General features: G+C 73.3%; 15 protein-coding genes, 1 tRNA gene and 1 other RNA gene. 10 read left to right on the top strand and 7 right to left on the bottom strand.

The window, feature by feature from the left end; genetic code table 11:
- Positions 1 to 30 precede the first annotated feature (30 nt).
- Positions 31 to 3273 carry a BTAD domain-containing putative transcriptional regulator gene (locus tag ACFVVX_RS29375; protein WP_387949918.1) on the bottom strand — a complete coding sequence of 1081 codons (3243 nt, stop codon included), beginning with the start codon at positions 3271 to 3273 and terminating at the stop codon, positions 31 to 33.
- A gap of 232 nt (positions 3274 to 3505) precedes the next feature.
- Between ACFVVX_RS29375 and ACFVVX_RS29370 the strand changes: the two genes are divergently transcribed.
- Complete coding sequence (locus ACFVVX_RS29370; protein WP_387949916.1) at positions 3506 to 4516, top strand: NADP-dependent oxidoreductase; 1011 nt, start codon at positions 3506 to 3508, stop codon at positions 4514 to 4516.
- On the top strand, positions 4513 to 5187 hold the full coding sequence (locus ACFVVX_RS29365; RefSeq protein WP_387949914.1) for an NAD(P)H oxidoreductase: 675 nt from the start codon (positions 4513 to 4515) through the stop codon (positions 5185 to 5187). The genes ACFVVX_RS29370 and ACFVVX_RS29365 overlap by 4 nt, the downstream gene beginning before the upstream one ends.
- Before the next feature lie 34 nt (positions 5188 to 5221).
- Here the strand turns inward: ACFVVX_RS29365 and ACFVVX_RS29360 are convergent, their stop codons facing one another.
- Complete coding sequence (locus ACFVVX_RS29360) at positions 5222 to 5887, bottom strand: NAD(P)-binding domain-containing protein (protein WP_387949912.1); 666 nt, start codon at positions 5885 to 5887, stop codon at positions 5222 to 5224.
- A 96-nt stretch (positions 5888 to 5983) separates the two neighbouring features.
- Between ACFVVX_RS29360 and ACFVVX_RS29355 the strand changes: the two genes are divergently transcribed.
- Both ACFVVX_RS29355 and ACFVVX_RS29350 read left to right on the top strand, forming a co-directional pair.
- A complete protein-coding gene (locus ACFVVX_RS29355) occupies positions 5984 to 6430 on the top strand; it encodes a winged helix-turn-helix transcriptional regulator (RefSeq protein WP_387949910.1) in 447 nt (148 codons plus the stop codon).
- A 137-nt stretch (positions 6431 to 6567) separates the two neighbouring features.
- Positions 6568 to 7800 carry a PP2C family protein-serine/threonine phosphatase gene (locus tag ACFVVX_RS29350; RefSeq protein ID WP_387949908.1) on the top strand — a complete coding sequence of 411 codons (1233 nt, stop codon included), beginning with the start codon at positions 6568 to 6570 and terminating at the stop codon, positions 7798 to 7800.
- 79 nt (positions 7801 to 7879) lie between these two features.
- Here the strand turns inward: ACFVVX_RS29350 and ACFVVX_RS29345 are convergent, their stop codons facing one another.
- Both ACFVVX_RS29345 and ACFVVX_RS29340 read right to left on the bottom strand, forming a co-directional pair.
- A complete protein-coding gene (locus ACFVVX_RS29345; RefSeq protein ID WP_387949907.1) occupies positions 7880 to 8704 on the bottom strand; it encodes an ABC transporter permease in 825 nt (274 codons plus the stop codon).
- Positions 8701 to 9756 carry an ATP-binding cassette domain-containing protein gene (locus ACFVVX_RS29340; protein ID WP_387949905.1) on the bottom strand — a complete coding sequence of 352 codons (1056 nt, stop codon included), beginning with the start codon at positions 9754 to 9756 and terminating at the stop codon, positions 8701 to 8703. Before ACFVVX_RS29340 ends, ACFVVX_RS29345 begins: the two co-directional genes overlap by 4 nt.
- 72 nt (positions 9757 to 9828) lie before the next feature.
- Here ACFVVX_RS29340 and ACFVVX_RS29335 point away from each other — a divergent pair, with 72 nt between their 5' ends.
- Positions 9829 to 10572, top strand: a complete 744-nt coding sequence (locus ACFVVX_RS29335; RefSeq protein ID WP_387949903.1) for a MerR family transcriptional regulator — start codon at positions 9829 to 9831, stop codon at positions 10570 to 10572.
- A 434-nt stretch (positions 10573 to 11006) separates the two neighbouring features.
- Here the strand turns inward: ACFVVX_RS29335 and ACFVVX_RS29330 are convergent, their stop codons facing one another.
- From ACFVVX_RS29330 to ACFVVX_RS29320, 3 genes are all read right to left on the bottom strand, one after another.
- The gene (locus ACFVVX_RS29330; RefSeq protein ID WP_387949901.1) at positions 11007 to 11264 is read right to left on the bottom strand and encodes a hypothetical protein; all 258 of its coding nucleotides are present in this window, start codon (positions 11262 to 11264) and stop codon (positions 11007 to 11009) included.
- 102 nt (positions 11265 to 11366) lie between these two features.
- Positions 11367 to 11840 carry a hypothetical protein gene (locus ACFVVX_RS29325; RefSeq protein WP_387949899.1) on the bottom strand — a complete coding sequence of 158 codons (474 nt, stop codon included), beginning with the start codon at positions 11838 to 11840 and terminating at the stop codon, positions 11367 to 11369.
- A gap of 855 nt (positions 11841 to 12695) precedes the next feature.
- A tRNA-Ser gene (locus tag ACFVVX_RS29320) sits at positions 12696 to 12780 on the bottom strand.
- 144 nt (positions 12781 to 12924) lie between these two features.
- On the opposite strand from ACFVVX_RS29320, the gene ffs reads away from it, so the two are divergent.
- The 5 genes from ffs to ACFVVX_RS29295 all read left to right on the top strand — a co-directional run bounded on the left by ffs (position 12925) and on the right by ACFVVX_RS29295 (position 17437).
- Positions 12925 to 13015: signal recognition particle sRNA small type (gene ffs / locus ACFVVX_RS29315), an RNA gene on the top strand.
- A 72-nt stretch (positions 13016 to 13087) separates the two neighbouring features.
- Positions 13088 to 15391, top strand: a complete 2304-nt coding sequence (locus ACFVVX_RS29310) for a DNA polymerase III subunit gamma and tau (RefSeq protein WP_387949897.1) — start codon at positions 13088 to 13090, stop codon at positions 15389 to 15391.
- A gap of 198 nt (positions 15392 to 15589) precedes the next feature.
- Positions 15590 to 15931, top strand: coding sequence for a YbaB/EbfC family nucleoid-associated protein (locus ACFVVX_RS29305; protein WP_387949895.1), 342 nt, complete (start codon positions 15590 to 15592; stop codon positions 15929 to 15931).
- Between the two features lie 203 nt (positions 15932 to 16134).
- Positions 16135 to 16734 carry a recombination mediator RecR gene (recR, locus tag ACFVVX_RS29300; RefSeq protein WP_387949893.1) on the top strand — a complete coding sequence of 200 codons (600 nt, stop codon included), beginning with the start codon at positions 16135 to 16137 and terminating at the stop codon, positions 16732 to 16734.
- On the top strand, positions 16727 to 17437 hold the full coding sequence (locus tag ACFVVX_RS29295) for a DUF5063 domain-containing protein (RefSeq protein WP_387949891.1): 711 nt from the start codon (positions 16727 to 16729) through the stop codon (positions 17435 to 17437). Before recR ends, ACFVVX_RS29295 begins: the two co-directional genes overlap by 8 nt.
- Positions 17438 to 17842: the final 405 nt, after the last annotated feature.

The following is a 17842-nucleotide window of genomic DNA, read 5'->3' as shown; positions in this document are numbered from 1 at the left end:
ATGGCACACACGGTCCTCGGCGGGCCGGGCTCAGCGAGGGCCGAGGGCGGGCTCGAACAGCTCCGCCTGGTCCTCGGCCGTGAGCGCCCGGCCCTGCGCGAAGGCGGCCGCGAAGCCCTCCGGGCCCAGCGCCCCGCGGGCCCGGGCCGCCGCACGGTCCACGTCGAAGCGCTCGGCCCGGGGGAGGGGCGCGCCGACCGAGTCCCGGAGGGCGGCGGCGGTGCCGAGCAGGGCCGCGGCCTGCTCGTGCCGGGCCGCGGCCGACCGTGCCCCGGCCAGGCCTTCGAGGGCGAGCGCCAGGGCGCGCGGATCGCCGGTGCGGCGGGCCGCGGAGAGGCCGTCCAGGTGGAGTGCCTCGGCGAGCGCCGCGTCGCCGCGCTGCTCGGCGACGTAGCCGAGTTGCGCGAGGACCAGGGCGGTTCCGGAGTCCACCCCGAGGCGGCGGTTCCACTCCAGCCACGGCCGCAGATGGCGCTCGGCGGCGTCCAGATCGCCGCGTCGGCGCGCGCCGAGGGCGAGGCCGGTCTCGGCGAACTGCTCGGCGGACCGCTGCGACTGTGCGACGGCGAGGCGCCTGGCCCGCTCGTGGAGCTCCGTGGCCTGCGCGTCGTCGCCGGTCAGCAGGGCGATGCGGCCCTGCCGGGCGAGCTGGTAGGAGGCGTGCGTCCAGAGTTCCAGCTCCTCGGCGCTCCGTACGCCGTCCCGGTGCAGGCGGGCCGCGGCCGGGTAGTCGCCGGAGATCTCGGCGAGCACACCCAGCTGCTCCGAGGCCTGCAACTGTCCCCAACGGTCGCCCAGTTCGCCGAAGAGTGCGGCGCTGACGCCGGCCTCCCGCCGCAGGCCGTCGAGATCGCCCCGGTACATGGCCAGGGTGGCCCGGACGCTGTGTGCGGCCGCCTCCCCCCAGCGGTCGCCGAGGGCGCGGAACTCGGCGGGCAGGCCGAGGAGTTCGTCCACGGCGGCCTGGTCGTCGAAGCCGCAGCGGGCGAAGGCGAGGAGCCACCGCCCGCGTGCGTCGGCGGCGCCGAAGCCGCCCGCCGGCACCTCGTCGCCGGTGAGCAGGGTGAAGGCCGCGAGCCGCACCCGGGCCGCGTCGGCCAGAGGTCCGGGGGTGGCCGGCGAGACCAGGGCGAGTGCGCCTTCGAGCGAGCGGAGCGCCTCGCGGAGGCGGCCGCGCAGCTGCCAGTACCAGGTGAGTGCGACGGTCAGGCGGAGTCCGAGGCCGGCCGCGCCGGTTGCGGTGGCATGGTCCAGCGCGGCCCGCAGGTTGGGCGTCTCGCGGTCGAGCCGACGCAGCCAGGCGCGCTGTTCGCGGCCGTGCAGCCGGGGTGCCGCGCGCTCGGCGAGCCCGGTGTAGTGGCGGGCGTGCCGGGTCCGGGTGCGGCCGGTCTCGCCGGCCTCGTCCAGCCGTTCCAGGCTGTAGGCGGCCACCGATTCGAGCATCCGGTAGCGGGTGCCGCCGCCGTCCTCGTCCGCCACCACCAGGGACCGGTCGACCAGCCGGATGACGGCGTCCAGCACCTCGGCGGCGTCGGGTGCCGTGTCGGGGGCCGGGCCTTCGGTGGCGGGCGCGTCCGCCGTGGCGCAGATGTACTCCGCGTCCTCCAGGGTGAACCCCCCGGAGAACACGGCCAGTCGGCGCAGCACCGTCTGTTCGAGCGGGGACAGCAGCTCCCAGCTCCAGTCGATCATCGCGCGCAGGGTGCGCTGACGGGCCGGGGCGTCCCGGCGGACCTGGTTGAGCAGCCGGAAGCGGTCGTGCAGGCGGTCGGCCAGGGTGTGCACGCCCAGCGCCCGGACCCGGGTGGCGGCCAGCTCCAGTGCGAGCGGAATGCCGTCGAGGCGGCGGCAGATGAGGGCGACGGCCTCGCGGTTGTCCGGGCCGAGGTGGAAGCCGGGGGCGGCCGCCGAAGCGCGGGCGGCGAAGAGTTCGACCGCCGCGGCCTCCGGTAGCGGTGCGACGGCGTCGAGGACCTCGCCGGAGATCGCCAGCGGTTCCTGGCTGGTGGCGAGGATGTGCAGCCCGGGCGCCCGGCGGAGCAGGCGCCCGGCGAGCGCGGCGACCGGTCCGATGACGTGCTCGCAGTTGTCGAGGACGAGCAGTAGCCGCCGGCCGGCCAGGACCCCGGCGAGCCGGGTCTCCGCCGTGTCGTCGTCGCGCTCCCGGGCGGCGTCGTCGCGCACCCCGAGGGCGGTGGCCACCGTCTCGGCCACCTCGCCCCTGTCCCCGGCGAGTTCGACGAACCGGACGCCGTCGGCGAAGGCGACCTCGCCGGGCCCGTCCGGCTCCGCCAGCCGGGCGGCGGCCGCCAGGGCGAGCCGGGTCTTGCCGACCCCGCCGGGCCCGGTGAGGGTGACCAGCCGGCTTTCGGCGACCAGTGCGCAGACCCGGGCGACGGCGTCCTGGCGGCCGATCAGCGAACTTGCCGGGACGGGGACGCCGGTCCGCGACCGTGCTTTCGCCGTGACGGTAACGGCGTTGTGGGTCAAGGTGGTTGAGGGGGTAGCGGGGGTCGGGTTCGGGTCGAGGGACGGGTCCTGGCGCAGCATCGCCTGGTGCAGGGCGGACAGCGCGGCGCCCGGGTCGACGCCCAACTCCTCGGCGAAGCGCCGATCCAGGGCGCGGTAGGCCGCCAGCGCCTCGCCCTGACGACCGGTCCGGTAGAGGGCCAACAGCTGGGCGGCCCGCAGACGTTGGCGCAGCGGATGCTCCGCCGCCAGCCCGCCCAGCTCGTCCGCCAGTGCCGCGTGTTCACCGAATCCCAGGCGCAGTTCGGCCAACTCCTCCTGGGCGGTGAGCCGCTGCTCCTCCAGCCCGGCGATCGCCGCCCGGGCGAAGTCGGCGTCCCGGAAGTCCGCGTACGCGGCTCCGCGCCACAGGCCGAGCGCGTCGGTCAGCAGCGCCGCCTTCATCCGCGGATCGGGCTCCTTGCCCGCGCGGCGCGTCAGGTCCGTGAAGCGGCCGGAGTCCACCGCCTCCCGCGCCACCCGGAGCGCGTAGCCCGCCGGACCGTACGCCACCAGGGCCCGGGCGCCGTCCTCGGCCTTCGCCAGGGCGCGGCGCAGCTGGGAGACCTTGGTCTGCAGGGAGTTCTCGGGATCCCCCGGCAGGGCGTCCCCCCACAGGTCGTCGATCAGGCGGTCCACCGGCACCGGTCGGCCGTGGTGTACCAGCAGGTCGGCGAGCAGGGCCCGGACCTTCGCCTCGGGCACCGGGACGGGCAGCCCGTCATCCGTCCGCACCGCCATCGGGCCCAGCACCTCGAAACGCATGCCGCCACGCTAACCCGTGCCCCTCGGGCGGTCGTGCGCGGACCGTCAGCGGACCGTGCGCGGGCCCCGGCACGGTAGTCCCGTGATCGCAGCCGATCGCCGAATACCACCGAGCACCACCGAGCACCGCCGAGTGCGACCGAGCGTCGCCGAGCACTGCTGAGCACCGCCGGGCGCAACCGCGCGCCGGAACCGTACGACGTCCGTTCAACTCCCCCCGGAGGGCAGCCCCATGACCGTGTCCCGTGAAGTCCGACTCGTCTCCCGTCCCGTCGGCGAGCCCGCCGCGGAGAACTTCGAGCTGGTCGCCACCGAAGTCCCGGAACCGCGCGAGGGCGAGATCGTCGTCCGGAACACCTGGATGTCCGTGGACCCGTACATGCGCGGCCGGATGGACGACGCCCCTTCGTACCTACCGCCGTTCGCCCTCGGCGCCGCGCTGGACGGCAGTGCGATCGGCGAGGTGGTCGCCTCCCGCACCGAGGCCGTTCCGGTCGGGTCGACCGTCTCGCACTTCCTCGGCTGGCGCGAGTACGCCGTCCTGGACGCGGCGGCGGCCACCGTGGTCGACACCGCCCTCGCTCCGGCGGAGGCCTACCTCGGCGCGCTGGGCACCACCGGGCTGACCGCCTACGCCGCGCTCACCCGGACGGCGCCGGTGCGCGAGGGCGATGTCGTGTTCGTCTCCGCGGCCGCCGGCGCGGTCGGCAGCGTGGCGGGCCAACTGGCCCGCCGACTGGGCGCGTCGCGGGTGATCGGCTCGGCGGGCGGCCCGGCCAAGACCAGGCGGCTGCTCGACGGGTTCGGCTTCGACGCGGCGGTCGACTACCGCCGGGGACGGCTCGCCGAGCAGCTCGCCGAGGCCGCCCCCGAGGGCATCGACGTGTATCTGGACGCGGTGGGCGGGGATCACCTCCAGGCGGCCGTCGGCGCGATCCGGCCGGGCGGGCGGATCGCCCTGGTCGGTGCGATCAGCGGCTACAACGCCACGGCACCGGCGCCGGGCCCCGACAACCTCTTCCGGGCCGCCGCCAAGGAGGCCACGCTCCGCGGCATGCTCGTCACCAGCCACTTCGACCTGTTCCCGGAGTGGATCGGCAAGGCCGCCGGCTGGCTGGCCGACGGCAGCCTGCACACCGAGCAGACCGTCGCCGAGGGCATCGCGCAGGCCCCCGACGCCCTCCTGGGCGTGCTGCGCGGCGCCAACACCGGCAAGATGCTGGTCCGGCTGGGGGACCGGTGACCGCGCCCCGGCCGCAGGCCGCCCCGGAGACCTCCCCGGAGACCTCCCTGACGCCCGCCGGGGAGACCTCCCCGGCTGCCCCGCGGACCGACCCGGCGGCCGGCCGGCACGCCCTGCTGGTCCTCGCCCACCCCCGCACCGACTCGCTGACCGCCCAGCTCGCCCACCGCTCCCGGGCCCGGCTGGAGGCCGCCGGCTTCACCGTGGACCTGCTCGACCTGCACGCCGAGGGCTTCGACCCGAGGATGTCCCCGCAGGACGAGCCGGACTGGGCGGACCAGGACAAGCGGTACTCCGCCGAGGTCCGCGCCCAGATGCGGCGGATCGACGCGGCCGACGTGATCGTCGCGGTCTTCCCGCTCTGGTGGTTCGGGCTCCCCGCGATCCTCAAGGGCTGGATCGACCGGGTCTGGAACCACGGCTTCGCCTACGGCCGCAGCAGCCCCCGCCTCCAGGGCAAGCGGATGCTCTGGATCCCGCTGGCCGCCTACCCGCAGGACCGCTTCGAGGAGCTGGGCTGGGCCGGCCTGGTCGACCGCCTGCTGCGCGAGGGCATCAGCGCCTACTGCGGCATCGAGGACGCCTCGGTCCACTTCGTCCACGACTCGCTGACCGCCGGCGAGAAGGGCCTCGACGCCGCGGACGACGCCCTCGACGCCTTCCTCGGGTAGCGGCCGGGCGGCACCGGCCGCCCCCGGAGGCGCGCTACTCGTCGTCGTCGACGGCCCCGGGGGCCAGCGCGGGGGAGGGGAAGACGTGGCGGGCCTCGCCGCCGGACCACCAGACGCCCACCGCGAAGACCGCGGCCGCCTCCAGCACCGCCGCGCGGTCCAGCCCGCCGCAGGCGAGCGGGACGCACCCCATCGAGGTGATCAGCTCCGCCGTCAGGGCGGCGGCCGCCGGGGCGTCGGTGCAGAAGGGCACCGCCAGCGGAGCCCCCTCGAAGACCGGCCGCGGCAGGGTCCAGATGCTCTCGTGGCAGACGCCGAACACCTTGGCGACCCGGGCCGCCGGTGCGGCGGCCGCCAACTGTGCGGCGACCGAGTCGGTGCCCCCGGCGGTGGTCAGGGCCGGTCCGCCGGGGCCGGGGGCCATCGGGACGGTGCAGTCCAGCACCGTCCGCCCGGCCAGCGCCGGTGCCAGCTCCGCGGCCAGCCCCGGCGCGGCCCCGGCGGGTACGGCGACCAGCACCCCCTCGCCGTACCGCGCCGCCCCGTCGGGCCCGCCGTGCCCGGCGGCGCCGATCGCGGCCGCGGTCCGGGCCGCCGCCGCGGCGTTCCGCCCGCCCACCATGACCTCGTGCCCGGCGCGTACCCAGGCCCCGCCCAGCGCCGCCGCCATGGCGCCCGTACCGAGAATGCCGATGCGCATGTCGTGCTCCCGTTCGCGTCGTGAATGCCGTGGGACAGACGCTAGGAGGGCCGATGGACACCGCGAGGTAGGCATCGGCCGGGGCAGGATGTCCGCATGGGAGAACCGGAGGACGTGGTCGACGCGGCGGCGGACGTGGTCGGCGCGCCGGGAGAAGCGGTCGACATGCCGGGAGACGCGGTCGACATGGCGGGGGACGTGTTCGCGGCGGACTGCCGGGCCCGGATCGCCTTCGAGGTCGTGGCGAACCGCTGGGACAGCGTGGTCGTCTACGTCCTCGGCGAGAGCGGCCCGATGCGGCCGCGGGCGATGCTGGACCGGATCGGCGGGATCAGCCCCAAGGTGCTCAACCAGGTGCTGCGCCGGCTGGAGTGCAACGGCCTGGTGGCACGCCACCGGTACGCCGAGGCGCCGCCCCGGGTGGACTACTCCCTCACCGAGGCCGGGACGGCGCTGCTCGGCCCGATCCGCGCCATGGGCGCCTGGGCGGCCGCTCACGGGGACGCCGTCCTCGCGGCCCAGGACCGGTTCGGCCGGTCGTAGCCGTCCTCGGCCGCGTACCGCCCGGGCCGGTCCGGTCAGCCGGGCGACGGCCTCGGGCACCGCTCGTCCGGCGGCCCCCCGGCTCCTGCTCCTATCGTTGAACCAGATCACGTGGTGCACGGTGAGGCGGGCTGATCATGAAGGGCGCCGACGCGGACATCGACTACGCGGCCATGTTCCAGGCACTGCCCGGCATGGTGGCGCTGCTGACCCCTGAGCTGGTCTACGCGGACGCGAACGAGGAGTTCGTGCGAGTGTCGGGCCGCCCGCGGGAGGCCCTGATCGGCCGCTACCTCTTCGACGTCTTCCCCGACAACCCGAACGATCCCGACGCGACCGGTGCGCGGAACCTGCTCGCCTCGCTCACCCGCGTACTGGAGACCGGGGAACGCGACGCCATGGCGCTGCAGCGGTACGACGTCGAGTCCCTGGAACGGCCGGGCACCTGGACGGAGCGGTACTGGAGCCCGGTGAACGCCCCGGTGCTCGGGCCCGACGGCCGGGTGGCCCTGCTGGTGCACCGGGTGGAGGAGGTGACCGAGCTGATCAAGGCCCGCGGCGCCCAGGACGGCAGCCGGGCCCGGGTCCTGGAGGCCGAGCTCTACACCCGGGCCCGGGAGCTGCAGGAGGTCAACGACCGGCTGCGGCAGGCCCACGCCCGGGAGCGCGAGGTGGCGCTCGCCCTGCAGGAGGCGATGCTGCCCGCCCCGAGGCCGGTCGGCCACCACCGCGCCGCCGTGCGCTACCGGCCCGCCGTGGGCGCGTTGAACGTCTGCGGCGACTGGTACGACCTGGTCGACCTGCCCGGCGACCGCATCGGGGTCGCCGTCGGTGACGTCGTCGGCCACGGCCTGCGGGCCGCCTGCGTCATGGGCCTGCTCCGCAGCGCGCTGAGCGCGGCCTCCCTCGTCGCCGACGGCCCCGCCCGGGCACTGGAGGTCCTCGGCCTGTACGCGCGCTCGGTCGATGGCGCGGAGAGCACCACGGCGGTGGAGACGCACATCGACTGGGACACGCACACCATCACGTACAGCAGTGCCGGACACCCGCCGCCCGCGCTGCTGCACGCCGACGGCACCCTCGTGTTCCTCGACCGGGCCACCGACCCGCCGCTCGGCGCCCGCCCCGAGCACGTCCCCCGCCCCGAGGCCGCCATCGCGTTCGACGAGGGCGACATGCTCGTCCTCTACACCGACGGCCTGGTCGAACGCCGCCGCGAGGACATCGACACCGGTCTCGCCCGCCTCGCCGACTCCCTGGTCCGCCACTGCGGCCTCGCCCCCGAACCCCTCGCGGACGCCCTCCTGCACGACCTGCTCCCGATCGGCGGCGCCACCGACGACACCGCCCTGGTCATCGTCCGGCTCTGACCGCACCGGCGCCCCCTGGCGGACCGAGGCCTCGGGGCACCGGAACCACCGGGACCACCGGGACCACCGGGACCACGCCCTAGCGGGCACGGTGGGAGGTGAACCCGGCGCGTGCCCAGAAGTAGCCGCCCACGGCGATGGCGATGCACCAGGCGATCGCGATGACGCCGTTGTGGCCGATCGGAGTGCCGGTCAGCAGGCCCCGGACGGTCTCGATGACGGGGGTGAAGGGCTGGTACTCGGCGAACTGGCGGATGCCGGGCGGCATCGAGCCGGCCGGGGCGAAGGCGCTGCCGACGAACGGGAGGAACACGATCAGCATGGGGCTGTTGCTGGCCGCCTCGGGAGTCGGGGACACCAGCCCGATCGCCACCGCGAGCCAGGTCAGGGCGAAGGTCAGCAGCAGGAGCAGCCCGGCCGCGGCGGTCCAGGCGGCGAGGCCGGCGGTGGGCCGGAAGCCCAGGAGCATCGCGACGGCGATCACCGATGCCGTGCTGGCCACCGTCGTGATCACACTGTTGACCACGTGTGCGGTCAAAATCGAACCCCGGGCGATCGGCATCGTGCGGAACCGGTCGACGATGCCCTCGGTCATGTCCACACACACCGCCACCGCCGTGGCCATGCTGCCGGAGGCCACCGCCATGATGATGATTCCGGGCGCGATGTAGTCGACGTACCCGCCCCTGTGGTGCCCGCCTGCCGCGGCCAGTCCGGAGCCCAGTGTCCTGCCCAGGACCCCGACGAACAGCAGCAGCATGATCACCGGGCCGAAGACGGACCCGAGCGTCATGGAGGGGTAGCGCAGGGTGTGCCGCAGGTTGCGCCGCAGCAGCGTGGCCGTGTCGGTCAGGGCGTGGCCGCGGGTGCGGGTGCGGGTCGGGGCGTGGGTCGGGGTGCTCATGCGGCGGTCTCCTTGTCGGTGGCGTGGGTGTGGGCGTGGGTGTGGGCGTGGGTGTGGGCGTCGGTGGCGCGCAGGCCGCGGTTGCCGCGCCTGCCGGTCAGGGCGAGGAAGACGTCGTCGAGGTCCGGGGTGTGCACCGAGAGCTCCTCGACGCCGACCGCCTCGGCCCTCAGCCGGTCGAGCAGGGATTGCAGCGACGCGACACCGCCGTCGCTCGGGATCTGCAGGGTCAGCGCGTCGTCGTCGCGGGAGGTCACGTCGAGGATCCGGGCCGCCGCCTCCAGCCGCGTCGCGTCGGCGAACCGCAGCCGGATGTGGCCGCCGGGGACGAGCCGCTTGAGCTCGGCCGCCGTCCCCTCGGCCACCAGCCGGCCCTGGTCCAGTACGGCGATCCGGTCCGCGAGCTGGTCGGCCTCCTCCAGGTACTGCGTGGTCAGGAAGATCGTGACCCCGTCGGCGACCAGCCCGCGGATGATCTCCCACAGGTCGCGGCGGCTGCGCGGGTCCAGGCCGGTGGTCGGCTCGTCGAGGAAGATCAGACGCGGGTCGGCGATCAGGGTCATCGCCAGGTCGAGCCGCCGCCGCATGCCGCCGGAGTAGCCGGAGATGGGCTTGCGTGCGGCCTCGACCAGGTCGAACCGCTCCAGCAGCGCATCGGCGCGGCGCCGGCCCTCGGCCCGTCCCAGGTGGTGCAGGTCCGCCATCAGGATCAGGTTCTCCCGGCCGGTCAGCAGGCCGTCCACGGCCGAGAACTGGCCGGTGACCCCGATCGAGGCCCGCACCCCGCCGGGGTCGCGGGCCAGGTCGTGGCCGACCACCTGCGCCTGGCCGCCGTCGGCCGCGACCAGCGTCGAGAGGATCTGCACCGTGGTGGTCTTGCCGGCCCCGTTCGGACCGAGCAGGGCGAAGACCGTCCCCGCGGTGACGGTCAGGTCGAGGCCGTCCAGGACGCGGTGGTCTCCGTAGGACTTGCGGAGGCCGATCGCGGTGATCGCGGCGGGTGGGGCGAAGGCGGCTTCGGTAGCCTGTCGATACGTTGGCGTCGTGTTCATGAACGGATCGTCTGACCCTGACGCAGGGTCAAGGTCAAGCGGTCCGTTCGCAAGTGCTCCGGGGGGTCGCGCGTGTTGACGATCGGCCAGGTCGCGGCCTATCTGGGTGTGACGGTGCGGGCGGTCCGCCACTACCACCAGAAGGGCCTGCTGCCCGAGCCCGAGCGCGACGTCTCGGGCTACCGGCGCTACGGGGCCGACGCGGTCGTCACCCTGGTGCGGATCAGGACCCTGTCGGACGCCGGGGTCCCGCTGGCGCGGATCGAGGAGCTGATGGGAGCCTCGCCCGCGCAGTTCTCCGCGTCCGTCAGGGCGATCGACGACGACCTGAAGCAGCAGATCGCGGAGCTGAGGCGGCGCCGGAGCCGGATCGCCGAACTCACCGGCGGCGACCGCCTGTTCCTGCCCGAGGAGGTCGTGGTCCTGCTGGACCGCCTCCAGGAGATCGGACTCAGCCCGGAGACGGTCCGCACGGAGCGCGACACCTGGATCCTGCTCGCGGCGCAGTACCCCGACCAGGTGCCGGGCTGGGCGCTGCAGAAGCAGGCGATGTTCGAGGACCCGGCCTTCCAGCAGCTCTACCTGACCTGTGACCAGGCCGCCGACTGGGACCGCGACGACCCGCGGCTGGAGGCCCTCGCGGACGATGTGAACGACTTCGGCGGCCTCCGCGCACCGGACCCGGACGGGGCCGAGCCGATCCTGGCGCTCGACGCCCTGGTCGCCGTCACGCTCATGGCCGCCCAGACCGGAAAGCCGGTGCCCGCCTGGGAACGCCTGATCGACCTCTGCCGCGCCCGAGCCCAGACCACCTGACCCCGCGGCCCGGGGCCTACTCGGCGGGTTCGTCGCCCCACACATTGGCCGCTTCATTCGTGGCGAAGCGCAGTCTCCACTCGTCGCCGATCGGTGGTGGCGGGACGTCGTCGCCGCGGGTGGGGCTCATGGCGCGAGCGAACGCCGTCAGCTGGGGTCCACACCCGTTCTGACCTGCGGCGGGGTGAGCCGCCATCCGGCGATTGAAACCTGCTTGGACGGGGGTGAACGAGACCAGAACCGAGACCGGGCGACCGGCTGTGACAGTCCATGACGGCCGAGCGGTGAAGGACGGCGAGGTCATGGTCTTGCATCGGCTGTGACGGCCAGGGGGCTGCATCAACGGCATATCGCAGAGGTCGCCCCGTTGCGTGGCCCAGATTCAGGGCCGGCGGTGCAACGGGGCTACCACCTCGTGTTGCGGCTTTCCGGGCTTATCCGTAGAAGGTCCAGAACAGAGTTCCCGAGATGATCCCGATCAGCACCGGAACGATGCCGCCGTTCCAAGGGGTGGTGCGGGTGACACTGTTCCTCGCCAGAGCGATTACCGGTCCTGCCCAGCCCAGTCCGTAGATGACCCATCCCGCCGGAGCGTCATCGCGTACTGCGAACAGGAACCACGCGAAGAGGGCGGCTCCCAGCGGTGTTTCCCAAAGGGTGCGTTCCAGGTCCTGCTTCTTCTTGGCAGCCATCTCTACCTGTCCGTTCAATCTACGTTCGGCGTCTGCCCGTTCCAGCGGTTCGAGAGACTTCGGGGCCGGTGGGTCTCGATTGCCGGAGCAGGACAGGGATCCTCAGCTGAGGATGTACTTGATGAGTTCCTCAAGGGCCCAGGCGGGGAGCTGCCCGATGGTCCAGCGAATGGGGCTCCTCCAGGACAAGCCATTGGCCCACTCCTTGACACCGGCGGCGCCCTTGGCGGCGGCCTTCTTGGCCGCGTTGACCATGCCCGGGCCTGCCTTCTTGATCAGCTCCCAGGCGGCCTTGCCCGCGCTGCTTCCCACGCTGCGCCGCTCACGCGTGTGGCTTTCCTGGTCCGCGATCGCTTGCATCCCGGCTCGCTCTTCGGCGTTGAGCTGACTCGCGAGTTCCGGCGTCGCGAGAACCTGTCGCGCCAGGGCGGGGCTGAGCTGCAGCTCCTGTGCCGTCGTGCTGACGGAAATCGGTGTCGGCGGTGCGTCAGCTGCGACGGCCGCCGGCGCAGCCACACCCATCACGATCGCAGTGGTCACCACTGCGGCCGACACTATCTTCTTCGTGGGATTCATGTGCTCGTGCCTTGTCGCTCAGAGAGGTTCGCTTGTCCTGGGAGTGGGTCATCGTGTTCGTCAACTCGCCCTCAGCGCATGCTCCGGGCATGCCCAGAGAGCCTCTCGTTGCGCCGGCCGCAGTGACTAGCCCTCCTTCGGCAGCCGTATCCCCGCCAAGTGGCCGGGATTCACCGGACGTACGTCCGGAAGGCTGATGAATCCAGGCCGGAAAGCAAGAAAGGCGGAAGCGGACATCTGGCGCCGCGCGAAATGGGTCGTCGTCGTGGAGCTGAATCCATCGGAAGCTGGGCGTGATCGACTGGCAATCAAGGTTGCCTCGACTGCGGTGACGAGCGGGTTGAGGAAGACCGATCCAGCCTGGCGGCCATCGGGACCGTGAGGGCCGAGGAGAAGTCCGCGGCGGTGATGGTTGGAGAGGATGGCGGCGACCACCTCGGCCACAGGCGGGCGGGCGCCCACGTGCGGACCAGCTCGCCCCAGTCGTCGGGTCGGAGCCGTGCAAGGCGTTGCCGACTGCGCCGCCGAGCGCCTGCGAGAGCAGGGCGGCGTTGTGGGTGACCTCGGGTTCGACGCTGGTGTCGAGGATCGCGGAGGTCCCCGGGGTGCGGGCGGCCAGCAGCATCGCGGGATCGCTGCGGCGTACAGGTGCAGGGCGATGTTCTTGCTGCCCTGCACCGCGGCCGTACCGGTCAGGGGTCGGCCACCCGTGATGTAAACGGCGCACTCGTTGGTCGTCGCGGGGTGTCGGTGGTGGGACTCTTGCCCGATCCTGTCGGCAACTGCAGCCAGGAAACGCCGAAGGCCCCGACCGCTGGGCGGTCGGGGCCTTCGGGCTGCCATGGCTGGCAGAGGCGGAGGATACGAGATTCGAACTCGTGAGGGATTGCTCCCAACACGCTTTCCAAGCGTGCGCCCTAGGCCTCTAGGCGAATCCTCCGTGGGAGAGCTTAGTACATGTTCAGGGGTGCTTGCGACCACGTATCCCGAGGGTGGGTGAGGGACGGTGCCTGCGGATCGTCGAGGGGGTCGGGTGGGGGTGGGTGGTGGAGGTGGGGGGTGCGGATCCGGTACTGTGGTGGTCAGCCCCTCGTGTGGCGTTATCTCTCTGAACCCCCCCAGGGCCGGAAGGCAGCAAGGGTAGGAGGGCTCTGGCGGGTGCACGAGGGGTCTTTGCGTTCCCGGGGCCGGGTCGGCCGGGTCGAGGGGCGGCGCGTTTGTCGGTCCGTCCCGATATCGTCGGGGGTGTGTCCCTAGCCCTGTACCGCCGCTATCGCCCCGAGACTTTCGCCGAGGTCATCGGGCAGGAGCACGTGACCGCTCCGCTCCAGCAGGCCCTGCGCAACAACAGGGTCAACCACGCCTACCTGTTCAGCGGCCCGCGCGGCTGCGGTAAGACGACGAGCGCGCGGATCCTGGCCCGCTGCCTGAACTGCGAGCAGGGGCCGACCCCCACGCCGTGCGGCGAGTGCCAGTCCTGCCGGGACCTGGCGACGGGCGGTCCCGGGTCGATCGACGTGATCGAGATCGACGCCGCCTCGCACGGTGGTGTGGACGACGCGCGTGACCTGCGGGAGCGGGCGTTCTTCGCGCCGGTGCACAGCAGGTACAAGATCTTCATCCTGGACGAGGCGCACATGGTGACCTCGGCCGGCTTCAACGCGCTGCTGAAGGTGGTGGAGGAGCCTCCGGAGCACCTCAAGTTCATCTTCGCGACCACGGAGCCGGAGAAGGTGATCGGGACGATCCGCTCCCGGACGCACCACTACCCGTTCCGGCTGGTGCCGCCCGGCACGCTGCGGGACTACCTGGCGGAGGTGTGCGGCCGGGAGCAGATCCAGGTCGAGGACTCCGTCTTCCCGCTGGTGGTCCGCTCCGGGGCCGGGTCCGTGCGTGACTCGATGTCGGTGATGGACCAGCTGCTCGCCGGCGCCACCGAGGGCGGCGTGACGTACCAGATGGCCACCTCGCTGCTCGGGTACACCGACTCGGCGCTGCTGGACGAGGTGGTGGACGCCTTCGCCGCGCAGGACGGGGCGACGGTGTTCCAGGTGATCGACCGGGTGGTCGAGGGCGGGCACGACCCGCGCCGGTTCGTGACGGACCTGCTGGAGCGGCTGCGCGACCTGGTGATCCTGGCGACGGTGCCGGACGCGGGGGAGAAGGGGCTGCTCGACGCCCCGGCGGACCGGGTCGCGATCATGCAGGCGCAGGCGGACGCCTTCGGGGCGGCCGAATTGAGCCGGGCCGCGGACCTCGTCAACACCGGGCTGACCGAGATGCGCGGGAACGCGGCGCCCCGGCTGCAGCTGGAGCTGATCTGCGCCCGTGTGATGCTGCCGGGCGCGTACAGCGACGAGCTGTCGTTGCAGGCGCGGCTGGACAAGCTGGAGCGGCAGGCCTCGGCCGGCGGCTTCGCGGCCGCTCCGATGCAGGGTGCCGCGATGCAGGTGGCTCCGATGCAGGGTGCCGCGATGCAGGTGGCTCCGATGCAGGGTGCCGCGATGCAGGTGGCTCCGATGCAGGGTGCCCCGATGCAGGTCGCTCCGGTTCAGGCCGCTCCCGTGCAGGATGCGGCGGGCCTGGGGGCGCCGATGGCGGACGCCGTGCCCGTGCCGCAACCGGTACAGGCGGCCCCGGCCCCCGTCGCTCCGGCACCGGCACCGGCCCCGGCCGCCCCCGCGCCGGGCGCGTGGCCGATTCCGCGCAGCTTCTCGGCGGGCGGCGGCGCACCCGGCGCCGCAGCGCCCGCTCCGGCACCCGCGGCCGCACCCGTGCAGCCCGCGGCCCCGGTGCCCCCGTCGGCCCCCGCCGTCCAGGCGCCCGCACCCGCTGCCGCCCCCGGCGCGCAGCCGTCCGCGGCCGCGCAGCAGGGCGCCGGGCAGGTCCGGCAGCTGTGGCCGCAGATCCTGGAGGCGGTGAAGAACCGCCGCCGCTTCACCTGGATCCTGCTCAGCCAGAACGGCCAGGTGGCCGGGTTCGACGGCAGCGTCCTCCAGGTGTCCTTCATCAACGCGGGCGCCCGGGACAGCTTCGTCAGCAGCAACAGCGACGACGTGCTGCGCCAGGCGCTGACCGACGCGCTCGGCGTGGACTGGCGGATCGAGTGCATCGTCGACCCCTCCGGGGGAGTCGGCGGCCCTGGTGGAGGCGTTGGTGGGGGCGCTGGAGGGGGTGGCAGCACCGGCGGCTTCGGCGGCGCTGCCCCCGGCGGTGGCGGCGGTGGCTGGGGAGCCCCGCCGGCGGCCCGCCCGGCCGCGCCGGCGCCCGCGATGCAGTCCGCGCCGGCGCCCGCACCGGCCGCCGCGCCCGTCGCCGCGCCCCCGGTGGCCGTGCCGCCCGCTCCCGTCCAGGCGCAGCCGCCGGCCCAGGCCGCCGTCCGGCCGCAGCAGCCGGTGGCCCCGCCGCCGGGGCCGATGGTGGCGCCGGAGGACGACATCCCGGAGGAGGACGATCCGGACCTCAACGAGCAGGCGTTCTCCGGCCAGGACCTGATCATCCGCGAGCTGGGCGCGACGGTGCTGGAGGAGATCCAGCACGGTGGCGCCTAGGACCCGCCCGGGACGGGGCGGACACGACCGGGCCCGATCGGACGGTTTCGCCGGCCCTGCGCGGGCGCGTCCGGCAGCACGTAGGCTCGTCGCGACGCACGAGCGCCACAGCGAAAGCTGATCGCAGAACGCAGAACGCAGAACGCAGAACGCAGAACGCAGAACGTTACGCAGAGCGCAGAACGCAAGGAGTGAGCCGTGTTCCCCGGTGGTGGTCAGCCCAACATGCAGCAGCTGCTCAAGCAGGCGCAGAAGATGCAGGAGGATCTCGCCCGGGCCCAGCAGGAGCTGGCCGAGACGAAGGTGAACGGTTCGGCGGGCGGCGGCCTGGTCGAGGCCACGGTGACCGGCGCCGGCGAGCTGGTGGCGCTGACCATCGCCCCGGCCGCGGTCGACCCGGAGGACACCGAGACGCTGGCCGACCTGGTCCTGGCGGCCGTCCGGGACGCGAACCAGGCGGCGCAGAAGCTGCAGGCCGAGCGGATGGGCCCACTGACCCAGGGCCTGGGCGGCGGCGGCATCCCCGGTCTGCCGTTCTGAACCCCGGCACGCGGGCACTCCGGCGGCCTGGAGCCCCGGAACCGCAGCCCCTGGTGCCTGTGAAGGTCTGAAGTTCAGGCAACAGGCCCATGTGATTTATGTGGGAGTCGGGCGTCGGACGGTGTGTCCGACGCCCGATTCGTTGGATGATGGCACCGGAGCACCACCGGAGCACCTGCAGCCGCACGAGGGAAGGCGCGACGTTGTACGAGGGCGTGGTTCAGGACCTGATCGACGAACTGGGCAGGCTGCCCGGCGTCGGGCCCAAGAGCGCGCAGCGGATCGCCTTCCACATCCTGCAGGCCGACCCGACCGACGTCCGCCGGCTGGCGCACGCGCTGCTGGAGGTCAAGGACAAGGTCCGCTTCTGCGCGGTCTGCGGCAATGTCGCCGAGGCCGAGCAGTGCCGGGTCTGTCTGGACCCGCGCCGCGACCTCGCGGTGATCTGCGTGGTCGAGGAGTCCAAGGACGTCGTCGCGATCGAGCGCACCCGTGAGTTCCGCGGCCGGTACCACGTCCTGGGCGGCGCGATCAGCCCGATCGAGGGCGTCGGCCCGGACGACCTGCGGATCCGCGAGCTGCTGTCGCGCCTCGCGGACGGCACGGTCACCGAGCTGATCCTGGCCACCGACCCCAACCTGGAGGGGGAGGCGACCGCCACCTACCTGGCCCGGCTCTGCAAGCCGATGGGCCTGAAGGTGACCCGGCTGGCGAGCGGACTGCCCGTCGGCGGGGATCTGGAGTACGCGGACGAGGTCACCCTCGGTCGCGCCTTCGAAGGGAGACGACTGCTCGATGTCTGACCGGACGATCAACCAGCAGCCCCACACGCCCCACCAGGCCGGCCCGCAGGCGGACCGGCACGCCCCGCACACCCATGCGCACGGCTCGGAGCCGGACGACTTCGCGGTGCAGATCGCGGACTCGGTGGAGAGCTTCGTGCTCGCCGTCACCGAGGTTGCCAAGGGCGACGAGCCCGGCAGCGCGGTCTCCCTGCTGCTCCTGGAGGTCTCGCAGCTGCTGCTGGCCGGCGGCCGGCTCGGCGCGATCGAGGACGTCGTCCCGGAGGACCGCTTCGAGCCCGACACCGGACCGGAGCCGGACGGTGAGCAGCTGCGCGAGCGGCTGGCCGTGCTGCTGGCGCCGATCGACGTCTACCACGAGGTCTTCGACCCGTACGGGCCGCCGGAGAAGCCGAACGCGTTCCGGATCTCGGACGACCTGGCCGGCGTGGTCAGCGAGCTCCAGCACGGTCTGACCCACTACCGCGAGGGGCGGATCAGCGAGGCGCTCTGGTGGTGGCAGTTCTCGTACCTGTCCAACTGGGGCACGACCTGCTCGGCGGTGTTGCGGGCGCTGCAGTCGCTGATCGCACACGTGCGGCTGGACAGCCCGATCGGCGCGGTGCCGGACGGCGCGGACACCGACGACGACGGGCTGACCGACGAGCAGCTGGAGCAGCAGGCCGGCGACCTGATGGCGGCCGAGCTCGGCCTCGGCCGTTAGCAACGGCTCAGGCCTCCACCGGGACAAGCCGGAAACGGACCGGCGAGGGCGAAACGGCCCGGAAACGGGCCGGAAAACGGCCCGATGGGAAGGGCCTGGTGGGAACGGATCGGCAGGAACGGATCAGCGGGAACGGATTGTGACGTAAACCTCAGGGTTTTCCGGGAAAAGGGAAAAACCCCGGGCACCGTCCGTTCACCCGCCGATTCTTCGGGGCCGTACCGAATACCCCGCAGACCTGCCGGTCGTCGCCCCGGCACCGCCGCCCACCTGCTGAAACCGGTGTCTCATCATATGGAAAGCGACAGTCGCGGCACCCCTGCTCGGTAGACTGGCGCCGACCGCACAACCTCCGCCACCCGGGGGTGCGGGGGCCTGGAGCCCCCGGAAACGACACAAGTCGAG

Origin of the sequence: Kitasatospora sp. NPDC058170 (genome assembly GCF_042883905.1) — a bacterium.
Classification (GTDB): Bacteria; Actinomycetota; Actinomycetes; order Streptomycetales; family Streptomycetaceae; genus Kitasatospora.
This window is presented reverse-complemented; position numbering and strand designations above follow the sequence as displayed.